The organism is Paenibacillus sp. CAA11 (genome assembly GCF_003060825.1).
Taxonomy (GTDB): Bacteria; Bacillota; Bacilli; order Paenibacillales; family Paenibacillaceae; genus Fontibacillus.
Genome location: NZ_CP028922.1, coordinates 1,533,027 through 1,545,930, shown reverse-complemented (window position 1 = coordinate 1,545,930; position 12,904 = coordinate 1,533,027). Strand labels below are relative to the sequence as shown.

12 protein-coding genes are annotated in these 12,904 nt (G+C 46.8%); 3 read left to right on the top strand and 9 right to left on the bottom strand.

Annotation, left to right across the window (positions count from 1 at the left end):
- Positions 1-74: 74 nt before the first annotated feature.
- From DCC85_RS07220 to DCC85_RS07210, 3 genes are all read right to left on the bottom strand, one after another.
- Positions 75-1,187: an HD-GYP domain-containing protein gene (locus DCC85_RS07220; protein WP_108464965.1), complete on the bottom strand. Its 1,113-nt coding sequence runs from the start codon at positions 1,185-1,187 to the stop codon at positions 75-77.
- Positions 1,188-1,270: 83 nt separating this feature from the next.
- A complete protein-coding gene (locus tag DCC85_RS07215; protein ID WP_108464964.1) occupies positions 1,271-2,098 on the bottom strand; it encodes an undecaprenyl-diphosphate phosphatase in 828 nt (275 codons plus the stop codon).
- Between the two features lie 92 nt (positions 2,099-2,190).
- Positions 2,191-3,633, bottom strand: a complete 1,443-nt coding sequence (locus DCC85_RS07210; RefSeq protein WP_108464963.1) for a bifunctional metallophosphatase/5'-nucleotidase — start codon at positions 3,631-3,633, stop codon at positions 2,191-2,193.
- A 119-nt stretch (positions 3,634-3,752) separates the two neighbouring features.
- Here DCC85_RS07210 and DCC85_RS23635 point away from each other — a divergent pair, with 119 nt between their 5' ends.
- The 3 genes from DCC85_RS23635 to DCC85_RS07195 all read left to right on the top strand — a co-directional run bounded on the left by DCC85_RS23635 (position 3,753) and on the right by DCC85_RS07195 (position 5,807).
- Complete coding sequence (locus tag DCC85_RS23635; RefSeq protein WP_108464962.1) at positions 3,753-4,499, top strand: molybdenum cofactor biosynthesis protein; 747 nt, start codon at positions 3,753-3,755, stop codon at positions 4,497-4,499.
- 73 nt (positions 4,500-4,572) lie between these two features.
- Positions 4,573-5,616 (top strand): HD-GYP domain-containing protein, encoded by a 1,044-nt coding sequence (locus tag DCC85_RS07200; protein ID WP_108464961.1) that lies wholly within the window; start codon positions 4,573-4,575, stop codon positions 5,614-5,616.
- 83 nt (positions 5,617-5,699) lie between these two features.
- A complete protein-coding gene (locus tag DCC85_RS07195; protein WP_108464960.1) occupies positions 5,700-5,807 on the top strand; it encodes a sporulation protein YjcZ in 108 nt (35 codons plus the stop codon).
- Between the two features lie 432 nt (positions 5,808-6,239).
- On the opposite strand, the gene DCC85_RS07185 is transcribed toward DCC85_RS07195, so the two are convergent.
- From DCC85_RS07185 to sufC, 6 genes are all read right to left on the bottom strand, one after another.
- The gene (locus DCC85_RS07185) at positions 6,240-7,106 is read right to left on the bottom strand and encodes a fibronectin type III domain-containing protein (RefSeq protein ID WP_108464959.1); all 867 of its coding nucleotides are present in this window, start codon (positions 7,104-7,106) and stop codon (positions 6,240-6,242) included.
- 456 nt (positions 7,107-7,562) lie between these two features.
- The gene (gene sufB / locus DCC85_RS07180; protein ID WP_108464958.1) at positions 7,563-8,960 is read right to left on the bottom strand and encodes a Fe-S cluster assembly protein SufB; all 1,398 of its coding nucleotides are present in this window, start codon (positions 8,958-8,960) and stop codon (positions 7,563-7,565) included.
- A gap of 14 nt (positions 8,961-8,974) precedes the next feature.
- Positions 8,975-9,388 carry a Fe-S cluster assembly sulfur transfer protein SufU gene (gene sufU / locus DCC85_RS07175; RefSeq protein ID WP_108464957.1) on the bottom strand — a complete coding sequence of 138 codons (414 nt, stop codon included), beginning with the start codon at positions 9,386-9,388 and terminating at the stop codon, positions 8,975-8,977.
- A complete protein-coding gene (locus tag DCC85_RS07170; RefSeq protein ID WP_108464956.1) occupies positions 9,388-10,602 on the bottom strand; it encodes a cysteine desulfurase in 1,215 nt (404 codons plus the stop codon). Before DCC85_RS07170 ends, sufU begins: the two co-directional genes overlap by 1 nt.
- A complete protein-coding gene (gene sufD / locus DCC85_RS07165) occupies positions 10,599-11,906 on the bottom strand; it encodes a Fe-S cluster assembly protein SufD (RefSeq protein WP_108464955.1) in 1,308 nt (435 codons plus the stop codon). The genes DCC85_RS07170 and sufD overlap by 4 nt, the downstream gene beginning before the upstream one ends.
- 18 nt (positions 11,907-11,924) lie before the next feature.
- Positions 11,925-12,713 carry a Fe-S cluster assembly ATPase SufC gene (gene sufC / locus DCC85_RS07160; RefSeq protein WP_108464954.1) on the bottom strand — a complete coding sequence of 263 codons (789 nt, stop codon included), beginning with the start codon at positions 12,711-12,713 and terminating at the stop codon, positions 11,925-11,927.
- Positions 12,714-12,904 lie beyond the last annotated feature (191 nt).

Genomic DNA, 12,904 nt, shown 5'->3' with positions numbered 1-12,904 from the left:
CATATCATGAAATTATCCTGAGCACGTAGAGCAGATAAAGATAAGAGACCCGTTCAAGTACGAACGGGCCTTATTCATACAATTAATGAAGCATTCTCCTGAGCCTGCTCCATGCCTACCTCGGTGATCACCACAGACAGATTAACAGATAAGTCAAGATCATAAGGATCCGCAAGCACTTGCTCGTCAGGACCTTCAAGTACACGAACAACTGGCCTTTGAGGTGCATGAGGATGAATATTGGCGACAACACCGCGCTCTCCCGTGCTCAGCTTTACCGTAATGCCGAGGGGATATATAGCCAAATGATCCCTGAACACCTCGAGCATCCGCTTATCATATAAGGTTCCGCATCCAGCGTACAATATTTCCGTTGCTTGATGGGGTAATAGCGCCGATCGGTACACTCGGTGTGTTGTCATAGCATCATAAGAGTCGGCAATTGCTAGCCACTTGGCATATTCATGAATTTCATCGCCCTTGATTCCACGCGGATAACCGGTTCCGTCCAGTCTCTCATGATGCTGAAAAGCACAGTGGGCGGCAATTAAAGGAATATTCGGCTCGTCTTTGAGCAATTTAAATCCAATCTCCGTATGCATCTTCATTTGCTTGAATTCCTCATCCGTTAGCTTGTCTGGCTTCATCAGTACGGACGAAGGAATTTTGGTCTTGCCGATGTCATGCAGCAGCGCGCCCAGACCAATAATCGTCAGCTCATCTTTGGTGTAGCCGTATGCTTTTCCAAGCAGCAAAGTGTATATGCATACATTGAGCGAATGCCGGAACAAATACTCATCCGCATTATTGATATTGACCATCATAATGAGCACATCTTCCCTGGAGGAGATATCATCCAAGATGGACTCCACGACGTTAACGAATTTCTTGCCAAGGAACGGATATACACGGCCTTTCACGGAAGATCCGGACAGCTGGCGAAAGTTGCTGCGAATCGCATCCATGGCCTTCCGCTGCGTCTCTTCCGTAATGACCTCAGGTATCTCGATATCTTCCATTCTCGGATCAGCAACGTACACATAATTCAAGCCAAGCATCTTGAGCCTTCGAATTAACGATTCCGTTAACTCTGCATTTTCGGAAAGGAGGATCAGTCCCTCCTCACTGTATATCTTCTTCGCCAGCTTCATTCCTGGCATAAGCGAGGTCACAGGTAGTAAACGCAAGTATTCCACTCCGCATCTGTATGTAAGTCTGTCTCACAAAAGCGCACGGGCCCCATAAAAGGGCCCATGCCATCCGTAAGCTATTAGTTCATGATGAATAACCAGAAGATGGCCGCAAGCACGAAGCGATAATAGGCAAAATGCCGTAGCTGAACCTTCTGAATTAACTTAAAGAAGGCCAGAACAACCACATAAGCGACCACGAAAGACACGACAAAACCAACAATAAAATAAAACAAGGTGTCTGATGTAAGGTACTTATAGGAGTCAAGCAGCTCGTAACCCGATACGGCACACATGATCGGAATGGCAATCAGAAAAGAAAAGTCGGCAGCAGCTTTGTAGCTGGTTCCGCTAATCATCCCCCCGGCAATCGTTGATCCGGAACGGGAGAAGCCTGGCCACAACACAGAAATACACTGAAATAATCCGATCAATAAGGCCTGTTTGTAAGTCATGCCGTCCATTTCCTTTGCGGTAACATGGGCCTTGTTCTTATTAAACCATTCCGCAAAGATCATAAAGATCCCCCCAACGACCAGAGCCCACAGCACAGTCGCCGAGCTGAACAAACTTTTAATATGATCCCGAAAGATATACCCAACCGCAAGTGCCGGAACAATGCCGAGCAGCACGTGAATAAGGTTAAGTCTGCGGGCAGGCGCCTGATTTGCAAATAAAGGCTTATCCTTTTGAAGACCAAGCAGGTTAAGAATTCTCTGTCTGTATACAAGTGCGATTGCCAAAATCGCACCCAGCTGGATTACAATCTCAAAAGTCTTCATCACAGGTGACTGATCATTGTATCCCATCAGCTGAGCCGTAAGTATCATGTGTCCGGTAGAGGATACCGGTATAAATTCGGTTAATCCTTCCACAATACCCAAAATCAAGGCGACTATAAAACTCATGCTAATCCTCCTGCATCATAAAATGCCTTACTTAATTATCGGCAGGCTGAATCACAAAATGAATGGCCCGCCGAAGAATTGCAAAAGACGGCTTACATTTTCTTGTGCCAACGCGGATATTTGCTGGTCTCCCAAGCTCCGGGAGTTTGAAGCTCAAGGCGCAGCAGATCCCTCAAGAATTCTGGCAGCATAAATGTCTTATCCCTTCCATTTTGCAGCCGTCTATAACCTATTCCAAAAGTGAACATATCCAAAGTTCCTACCCGATATTGTTCCCCTGGAAGAATAGGCTTTCCTTGAATGCTAGCTTGAATGATCCTATCATACGCCATCCGGTTTGTGTCGTACAACACCTCCATACCGTCTACGCAGATTGAGCCCAGAATCTTGCCTCTAAACCCGTAACCATGAATGCTCTTCTGGCTGATTTCAGGAATTAAGGATTCTTCCAAGGTGTACAAAAGATCCTCACCGCTGAGCTTCATCACACAGGGATTAATCGGTGAAGGACAGAGAGCATGCAGCAGGCCCTCGCTAATCTCCCCTTTTGGGAGAGGTCCCAGCAGCTGGCCGGAGTTTACGAGAGACACTTCAGCCCCTGTAAATCTTCTGACAGACTGAGCTAGCAGATTGCCTAAGGATGACTCTTCGGTGTAGTCGATATCCAGTTCCTCGGACATAACAGCTACGCTCCGGGCAAGCCGCTCCTTCGCATGCTCCAAATGAATGGCAATCGCATGGTCTACTTCAGGGTCGTGCTCTCCCTCCTCTACTGATAGGCAGATGCCTCCGCTTACCACAGCCTTCCCTGTATGCGGATCTCTGATGACATCCACCTTCCCCACATAATGTCCGAACTTCTCAGCCGCAGCCACTGCCGTTCCCTGAACGAAGAGCGGCTGCTGCAGGAGATGATGCGTGTGACCTCCGAGGATCAAATCAATGCCTGGCACCTTCTCCGCCAATTCTTTATCCAGAGCAAGTCCCAGGTGAGACATCACAACCACGAGGTCGACCTTTGGACGGAGGAAGGCGACCTCAGCTTCGATTGCGGGTATCGGAGCTAAAGCATCCCACCCCAGCAGCTGATAGAAATCGGCGAAGGCAGCCGTCGCACCTATGAGACCGATGGTGAATCCGCCTCGCTCTATGATCGCATGTCGCTGCATCCAGATTGGCGGCTGTCCTGTCGCTTTCTCTACAATATTTGTACATATGACGGGGCAGCTTAAGCCTGCATAGGCTTGTTCGAGCATGTCCGGTGTCAAGGTAAGCCCTTCATTATTGCCGATGGTGATGGCATCATACCCAGTGAGATTCAGCACATCTACATTGCACTGACCTCCTGTACCTTCTGTCTCCACAGCAGCACGATCCATATGATCGCCAATATCCAATAGCAGAACAGGCGCAGCTCCTATAGAGGTACGCTCCTGTTCTATGATGGCGGAGATGCGGCCCATGGCGCCGAAGTGACTATGAAGATCATTCGTGTGCAGGATCGTTAATCGATCCTGAGAGATGTTCGGCAGCATAACCTACGCCTCCTATCTTATTCTGATGTATAATGAATGATACCGCCTTAAGCTTAGATACATTGTCCTTCTCTTATGATATATTATAAAAGTTCAAAAAGCATACCGAGGTGATTTACATGCAACTAACGATTCGATTGTTCGCCGGACTTGCCGACCGATTCGGTACATCAAGCTTAGGTTTTTCAATAACTGAGCAGGATATAACAGCATCAGGACTTAAGGTGCTGCTTAAGCAGGAATATCCTGAGGCTGCTGCCCTAATAGAGACTTCCTTTGTGGCGGTCAACCAGGAATATGCTGCTGCAAGCACCAAGCTTTCGGCAGACGACGAGATCGCTCTGATTCCCCCAGTATCAGGCGGCGAAGAGGCTACGCCGGATGCAGAGGTTTATCAATCTGAGGATGGAAGGTATGTGCTTACTTCTGCCCCGCTAGCGGTTGAAGAAGTTACCGCAAAAGTAATTACAGCGAACCATGGAGCTTCCATCGCCTTTGTCGGCACGACCCGGGAAATGACAGGACAACAACGAACCGTAAGGTTGGAATATGAAGCTTACGCCCCTATGGCTTTATCTAAAATGCAAGCTATCGGAAAAGAGATTTCCCAGCAGTGGCCTGGAACGCTCTGTGCGATTAGCCACCGGACTGGACTCGTTGATATCGCAGAGATCAGCGTTGTGATCGCCGTCTCTTCTCCACACCGGGATAGCTGCTATGACGCCAGCCGATATGCCATAGAACGGCTCAAGCAAATTGTCCCCATTTGGAAAAAAGAAATATGGGAAGATGGTTCCGAATGGAAGGGACACCAACTCGGCCCCTGGAACCCCCAAGCACGCATGACCGGTTCTGTCGAACCATAAATAGGATTGTCAAAACCATATATTGCCTGATATGATGAAGTAAAATTCCAGGTATATAAAGGTGGTAGCCCCTATGAAAGTGCATGTGATGGACCTGTCCCCAGGTCACCGTCTGGAGAACGATATCTTCAATAATAACGGTGTTTTCGTTCTCCAGAAAGGTGCTCACCTCACAGATGAAGCCATAGTAAAGCTGATGCAGCACGGAATCGACTATGTGGATATCGTTCCATTAGATGCTGCCCCGGAAGACGACAAGCCTGTCATGACTCCTTCCATGCAGAAAATGAAGCCCCATTTTGATCAGGCCGTTGATGTTTTTGAGACGATTTTTTTGGAATCGTTATCAAACGGACGCTTTAGCGAGGATCAAATTGACGACACACTTCAACCGTTAATGGGCGACCTGATGTCCCAGAAGGATATTGTTTCCCTCCTGTTCTTGTTTGACGGGAAGGATAATTATACATATAACCACTCCCTGCAAGTAGGTATGCTGTCTTACTATATCGCCTCCTGGCTCGGTTATCCCAAGGAAGAAGCCTACAAGGCCGGCAAAGCCGGATATCTGCACGATATCGGCAAATGTATGGTTCCCCCTCATATATTGAACAAGCCCGGAGCCCTGACTCCTGAAGAATTTGAAGAAGTAAAGAAGCACACCACCTACGGATATGATATTATCCGTAATTCCACCTCGGACGAGATCACTGCACTGGTAGCTCTCCAGCATCATGAGCGAGAAGATGGTAGCGGTTATCCTCACAGCATTTTTGACAAGGAAATCCATCCATTCGCCAAAATCACAGCAGTAGCTGACGTATACAGCGCTATGACCTCCAACCGGGTTTATCAGTCCAAACAAGAGCTTCTGACAGTGCTTCAAGAGCTGTACCGAATGAGCTTTGGCAAGCTGAGCCCTGAGCCGATACAGGCTCTGGTCCGTCATATGCTACCTAACTTCATAGGTAAGAAAGTCCTTTTGTCTTCAGGAGAAACCGGACTCATTGTCATGAACAATCCAGCAGACTATTTTAGACCCCTGGTTAAGACAGAATTACGCTTTGCAGATCTATCCAAGGAACGTGAGATCGATATCCAAGAAATCTATATATAATCCACTCCCGCTCATATGGGTAATGGTCCATACCTCCGAATAAACCTGTGCATACGATGTAACAAAGCCAGTAAAGGAGGGAAATGAACATGAGCGGAGCATGTGTTGGCTTTACTTCCACCGGTGCAATTCTGGTACTGTACATCTTGTTGGTTATTATCTTGTCAGCTGGATTCTTTGTAAAATGCTAACTCCAGCTTCCTAATACTTTGAATCCCTGATTCTTCCTCTTCTAAGAAGAGCCTCCCCTACAAGGAGGTTCTTTTTCATGTTGCTGTTATTTAAACAGACCGGAATAATTGAACATGGAGTTAGTCGGAAACACAAGCAGGCATTTCGCGGGGTATGCGGGCGGCTGGTGACTTGCAAGGACAAAGAGTATGTTATCTTGAGCCCCCTATACAGGCCAGAGTTAAGATACATAATTGGACTAAGGCGGGGCTTTTTGAGGAGTCCAGTTTTTGTTAAATTTAATGTCTAATCAAAAAAAGATTTACCAAAGTATGGTGGGTAGACTTTACTATTTACACGTTGATTTTCATTTACTCAGCCCCCATGGCTTCCTCTCTACATAAAAAGCTTCATCAGCATTAGCTGATGAAGCTAGGATACACTTATTATTTTTAATACTCATTTACTTCAAACGTCAACACACGATCATATAGAATATAATCCTTACGACTACTGAACGGGCCTTTGTTATTGTTATGCTTGTCAATAGCATATGAGGCTTTGCCTGATCCGGACTGTTTAGCTTCGTACCAAGCGATGAAGGCATTGACTTCCTTCATACTCAGATCGAACTCCTTCTCCAGTCCCGTTGTCATGGTGACTACCAGGATGGCTCGGTTGCCGGATGGTTGCTCTGGCGTTGTTGGCTCCTCGGTTCCGGGCTTCTCAGTTCCAGGCTGTTCAGTTCCGGGCTGTTCAGTTCCGGGCTCTTCAGGCTTGCTAGGTTTATCTGGATTCGTTGGCTCTTCCGTTCCTGGTTCTCCTGGTGTCTGGTCAGTACCAATGGTTACCTCATATATGTTTATCCATGATTGAGAGGAAACGGCATTGATCCTAATGGCATCATATTTTCCTGCGGTTACTTCAATTGGATCCAGTATCGTGAGTCTATCAAATACCTCAAATGTATTTGGAGTACTAATAGCTGCCCAATTACCATTTTGTAATCCATAAACAGTATATGTAGTGTTCGCTCTAGGAGTTGAGTGAGCAGCTATTTGTACAAACTTCAAAAAGGTTGGCTCTGGAAAGTTCAACTCAAGGCTTGCAGACGATTTGCTAGATAACCAACGAGTGCTGGTGCTTTTGTCAATCGCTCTTTCTGCTCCCCAATTTTGATACGTATCTGTACCTGTAGCTGTTGTTCCCTTAGGTGGACTAACCCCCTGCATCCCATCTACATCAGCAGCAAATGTCATTTGTGTGGAAATTAAGAAAAATGCAAATACCATAAAACAAGTCTTAAAGAAAGATTTCATTAAGTAATTTCCCCCTTGTGATTTATATATTCAATTTATTTCATATCTCATCACTTGTCTAAACAAATATTTTCTGATTTATAAATATATACTAATATTTTGCATATTTATTTTTTATTGGATTTCGATTAAACACAAAAAGGCTCTGCCAGCGTTAGCCATCGGAGCTCTTTAGGGCAGTTCTAACCTCATATTGAAGCTTTGTGCAGACCGCACACTTGCGCAGATCGTTTATGTATCTGCATTAGATGATTTCATATCTGGTGCAAGAGATGGCATACTGTCTTATACATACAAAAGAAAGTATTAAAATGGTGAAATTGCTGTATGAAGAGATAATAAAATACGTGTCCGAAAGACTCGGACACGCAAGTGTGAAAAACGGCAGACACATCTTCACGTTACTGAGAAAATTGAGAATGATTCTCTGCTACTTTATGAAAAATATGTTCAACCTTAACCGATACTACCTTCCATTTCGAACTTGATCAACCGGTTCATCTCAACCGCATATTCCATTGGCAGTTCCTTCGTGAACGGTTCGATAAAGCCCATGACGATCATCTGGGTTGCCTCTGCTTCGGACAAGCCGCGGCTCATGAGGTAGAACAGCTGCTCTTCTGATACCTTGGAGACGGTAGCCTCATGCTCCAGCACAATGTTATCATTCATAATCTCATTGTATGGAATCGTATCTGAAGTGGACTCGTTATCCAGGATCAGCGTATCACACTTAATGTTGGATTTAGCCCCCTCAGCTTGACGACCGAAGGAAGCCAGACCACGGTAAGTCACCTTACCGCCATGCTTACTGATCGACTTGGAGACGATTGTAGAGGTCGTATCTGGAGCCAAGTGAATCATCTTCGCACCCGCATCCTGATGCTGACCTTTGCCAGCTACAGCGATGGACAGTACGCTTCCTTTAGCTCCGCGGCCCTTAAGCACAACAGCAGGGTATTTCATTGTCAGCTTGGAGCCGATGTTGCCGTCGACCCATTCCATATTTGCGTTCTCTTCCGCAACCGCACGCTTGGTTACGAGATTATAAATGTTCGGTGCCCAGTTCTGAATCGTTGTATAGCGCACACGTGCATTTTTCTTAACAACGATCTCTACAACGGCACTGTGAAGAGAGTTCGTGCTGTAAATGGGAGCGGTGCAGCCTTCCACGTAGTGAACAAAGCTGTCTTCATCCGCAATGATCAGAGTCCGTTCGAATTGACCCATATTTTCAGAGTTAATCCGGAAATAAGCCTGCAGAGGAACTTCGCATTTCACGCCTTTAGGCACGTAAATAAAGCTGCCGCCGGACCATACAGCACTATTTAGCGCCGCAAATTTATTATCTGCAGGAGGAATAACAGTAGCGAAGTATTCACGGAAAATTTCTGGATGCTCACGCAGCGCCGTGTCGGTATCCATAAAGATTACGCCTTGCTCTTCCAGGTTCTTCTGCATGCTATGGTATACAACTTCGGACTCATACTGCGCCGATACACCAGCCAGGAACTTCTGCTCCGCTTCTGGAATTCCCAGTTTATCGAAGGTTTCTTTAATCTCGGAAGGAACCTCTTCCCAAGTCTTCCCTTGCTTCTCGGATGGTCTCACATAATATTGAATATCATTAAAGTCAAGCTCATCCAGATCGCCGCCCCAACGAGGGGTTGGCATCTTCTCGAACTGCTCCAGAGATTTCAGACGGAAGTTAAGCATCCACTCTGGCTCGTTCTTGATGCGGGATATTTCTGTGACAATTTCACGAGTTAAGCCTTTGCCGGATTGGAAGACAGCCTTATGCTCATCGCGAAACCCATATTTATATTCTTCCATTTCGGGCGCTTTCTTAGCCATGGATTATTACCTCCTTATTCAATTCCCTTTCTCAGGGCATTCCAAGCCAGCGTCGCACATTTAATACGAGCCGGAAATTTATTCACACCGGACAAAGCCTCAATGTCCTCATAATCATCAAAGTCGACGCTCTCTCCCTTCATCAGAGAGGAGAACCGGTCTGCCAGATCCAGAGCTTCCTCCACCGATCTGCCTTTGACAGCTTCGGTCATCATAGAGGCGGAAGACATGCTGATGGAGCAACCTTCCCCTGTGAATTTAGCATCCTGAACGACTCCATTCTCCAAGCGGAGCTGAAGAGAGATCTTGTCTCCACAGGTTGGATTATTCAGATCAACGGTCAGTGTATCTTCATCGAACTTCCCCCGATTACGCGGGTTCTTATAATGATCCATAATAACGCGGCGGTACAGGTCGTCTAGTTGCATCACCCAAAATACTCCTTTGTCTGGATTAAGGCGGCCGCCAAACGGTCGATATCTTCTTCTGTATTATACATGTAGAAGCTTGCCCGTGCTGTTGCAGAAGCTTCCAACCAGCGCATCAGCGGCTGACAGCAATGGTGTCCTGCACGAATGGCAACACCGGAAGCGTCCAGCACAGTGGCTACATCATGCGGATGTACATCTTCCAGATTGAAAGTAACAAGGCCTACCTTACGTTCGCGGGGCCCATAAAGCTTAATGCCTTCAATCTGAGACAGACGGTCCATCGCGTAAGCGGCCAGCTTCGACTCATGTGCAGTGATCTCATCCAGACCAATGCTCTCTAGAAAGTCAATGGCAGCACCAAGCCCTACAGCTCCGGCAATGATAGGAGTTCCTCCTTCGAATTTCCAAGGGAGCTCCTTCCACGTTGATTCGTACAAGCCTACATCGTCGATCATTTCACCGCCGAATTCGTACGGCTCCATTTGTTCAAGCAGCGCCTTCTTACCATATAATACTCCAATACCGGTAGGAGCGCACATTTTATGTCCTGAAAATGCATAGAAATCACAATCAAGATCCTGCACATTCACTCGCATATGAGGAGTGCTCTGCGCTCCGTCAACCACCATGACAGCCCCTTTACGGTGAGCAATGGCGGCGATTTCCTTCACTCGATTAACGACACCAAGTACATTGGACACATAGCTCATAGCAACAATTTTGGTCTTGTCGGTAATGGTCTTCTCCGCATCCTCCAGCGATACATTGCCGTCAGGCTGAAGCGGTATATACTTCAGTGTTGCCCTGGTTCGCAGAGCGAGCTGTTGCCAAGGAATCAGATTGCTATGATGCTCCATTTGCGTAATCACGATCTCGTCGCCTTCATGCACTGCAGCAGGGCCGTAGCAAGAGGCAACGATATTCAACCCCGTAGTCGTACCCCGGGTAAAAATGATCTCTTTGGTGCTAGAAGCGCCTATGAAGCGAGCCACCTTCTCACGAGCGCCTTCATAAGCATCCGTGGCCCGGCTTCCAAGCGTATGAACCCCGCGGTGCACATTGGAGTTCTCCCACTCATAGTAGCGCTTAACAGCTTCGATAACAGCAACAGGCTTCTGAGAAGTTGCCGCGTTGTCGAGATATACCAGCGGATGTCCATTGATCTCCTGATGGAGAATAGGGAACTGCTCCTTTATCACTGAAGGGTTCATTGTCCTAGCTTCCTTTCCACCAGACTTTGCAGCTGCTGCTGCAATTGCTCCAGTGGAATCTCGGTAACTACAGGCGCCAGGAAACCATAAATCACAAGGCGCTCAGCCTGTTCACGGGTGATCCCTCTGGACATCAGATAGTAGATTTGTTCTGCATTAACCTGGCCTACAGATGCCGCATGCCCTGCCTTAACATCATCTTCATCAATCAACAGGATTGGGTTTGCGTCACCGCGGGCTTTCGGACTAAGCATCAGAACCTTCTCGGTTTGCTCACCATTGGCCTTGGTAGCACCCTTCTCAATCTTGGTAATTCCGTTAATAATCGCGGAGGCTTGTTCTCTCATAACAGCGCGGGTGATCATTTGACTCTCGGATGATTTGCCGAAGTGAACCGCTTTGGTGGTGTAGTTCATCCGCTGAGAACCCGAACCAACGGCAATTACTTTCGCATCGGACAATGAACCATTGCCTTTCAAGATGCTCAAGGTCTCACTTACAGAGTCACCATTGTTCATCTCGCCAATGATCCACTCGATGCTGCCGTCATTCTCAATCAGAGAGCGGCGGTAAGTCAGGTCCGTGATCTCTCCGCCAAGCTGATGTACGGAAGCATATTGAACTTTGGCTCCGGCTTTGACAACCACTTCGGAAGCTCCGTTATGAACAAGATTTTGCTTCAAATCACTTGAAATATAATTATCCACATAGGTAACACGGCTGTTGCTTTCAGCCACAAGCAGCACATGCGGCGAGAAGACCGAAGTCGCATCATCCACAAGGAAAACAGCTTGAAGCGGCACATCGACTTCCACATTCCGCGGCACATACAGGAACACCCCGCCACTCCATAATGCAGTATGGAGGGCTGTAAGTTTATTCTCATCTGCTGGAATTACAGAGGATAGATACTCACGCACAAGCTCCTCATGTTCACGGGCAGCCGTCTCCAAATCGGTAAAAATGACACCTTTTGCAGCAAGCTGAGGATCAAGCTTAGTAAATACAACACCTGAATTCCGCTGAACAATCAAATTGCTGCCTTCATTCAGGTTAACGAGATCGGAAATGCTTTCGGGAAGCTCTTGACTGCCAGAAACCGCAGGTTCGCCCTTACGCGGCAGTCCATAATTCTGCAAATCAAAACGGTCAATTCTTGTTTTCTCCAGCTTTGGCAGCTCCAGGCTTCCAGCCTGCTCAAGCGCTTTGGCGCGACGTTCGCTCAGCCACGCAGGTTCACCGCTGTTTTTAGAGAAAGCGGCTAGTTCTGAAGCTTCTACCGGAAGAACAGTTTGTGTACTCATCAGTATTCCTCCTTCCGTTTAGGCCTCTTGCTCTTGGCCGACAGTCTCGTCAACAATGCCGAGCTCTTCTTTAATCCAGTCATATCCGTCTTTCTCTAGACGCTCTGCAAGCTCTGGGCCGCCGGATTTTACAATCCGTCCCTGCATCATAACGTGAACGAAGTCTGGTTTGATATAGTTAAGCAGACGCTGATAGTGGGTAATAACTAAGAAACCTCTCTCTTCATCGCGCATCGCGTTAACACCATTGGCAACAATGCGCAATGCGTCGATATCCAGACCGGAATCGATTTCATCAAGGATAACGATTTTCGGATCAAGGAGCATCATTTGCAGAATTTCATTCCGCTTCTTCTCACCGCCGGAGAAGCCTTCATTCAGGTAGCGGTGGGCAAATTCAGGGTTCATTTCAAGGTCCTTCATTTTGCCTTCCATTTGACGAATGAACTTAATCAAGGAAATCTCGTTGCCTTCACCGCGTCTAGCATTGATCGCACTGCGGAGGAAATCGGAGTTGGTTACTCCAGCAATTTCGCTTGGATATTGCATAGCCAGGAACATACCAGCACGGGCACGCTCGTCAACTGCCATCTCAAGCACATCTTCCCCATCCAAAGATACATTGCCTTCAGTAACTTCATACTTAGGATGTCCCATTAATGCGGAAGCCAGGGTACTTTTACCTGTACCGTTCGGACCCATAATGGCGTGAATTTCTCCACCCTTAATTTCAAGATCAATACCTTTAAGGATTTCTTTGCCTTCAACAGTCGCTTTGAGTCCTTCGATGACAAATTTTGTAGACATATAACGCAAACTCCCTTCATCTATTCCATAATTTCATCATTAACGCGATTAGTAGGGGCGTCTCCCCTTTGGTGCATTATATCATAATGAGTATCAAATTAGAATCATTCTAAGTGATTCTCATTGATTCTCATTAGCCTTAAATCATATTTTAACGTAACTACAGGGTATTATCAACGACGATTCCATGA

Bases quoted from the DNA above. Each gene is read 5' to 3' on its own strand.
- DCC85_RS23635 (WP_108464962.1), top strand. From the start codon at position 3,753: ATGCAACTAACGATTCGATTGTTCGCCGGACTTGCCGACCGATTCGGT.
- DCC85_RS07215 (WP_108464964.1), bottom strand. From the start codon at position 2,098: ATGAGTTTTATAGTCGCCTTGATTTTGGGTATTGTGGAAGGATTAACC.
- sufD (WP_108464955.1), bottom strand. From the start codon at position 11,906: ATGAGTACACAAACTGTTCTTCCGGTAGAAGCTTCAGAACTAGCCGCT.
- DCC85_RS07170 (WP_108464956.1), bottom strand. From the start codon at position 10,602: ATGAACCCTTCAGTGATAAAGGAGCAGTTCCCTATTCTCCATCAGGAG.
- sufU (WP_108464957.1), bottom strand. From the start codon at position 9,388: ATGCAACTAGACGACCTGTACCGCCGCGTTATTATGGATCATTATAAG.
- DCC85_RS07195 (WP_108464960.1), top strand. From the start codon at position 5,700: ATGAACATGAGCGGAGCATGTGTTGGCTTTACTTCCACCGGTGCAATT.
- DCC85_RS07185 (WP_108464959.1), bottom strand. From the start codon at position 7,106: ATGAAATCTTTCTTTAAGACTTGTTTTATGGTATTTGCATTTTTCTTA.
- sufC (WP_108464954.1), bottom strand. From the start codon at position 12,713: ATGTCTACAAAATTTGTCATCGAAGGACTCAAAGCGACTGTTGAAGGC.
- sufB (WP_108464958.1), bottom strand. From the start codon at position 8,960: ATGGCTAAGAAAGCGCCCGAAATGGAAGAATATAAATATGGGTTTCGC.
- DCC85_RS07210 (WP_108464963.1), bottom strand. From the start codon at position 3,633: ATGCTGCCGAACATCTCTCAGGATCGATTAACGATCCTGCACACGAAT.
- DCC85_RS07200 (WP_108464961.1), top strand. From the start codon at position 4,573: ATGAAAGTGCATGTGATGGACCTGTCCCCAGGTCACCGTCTGGAGAAC.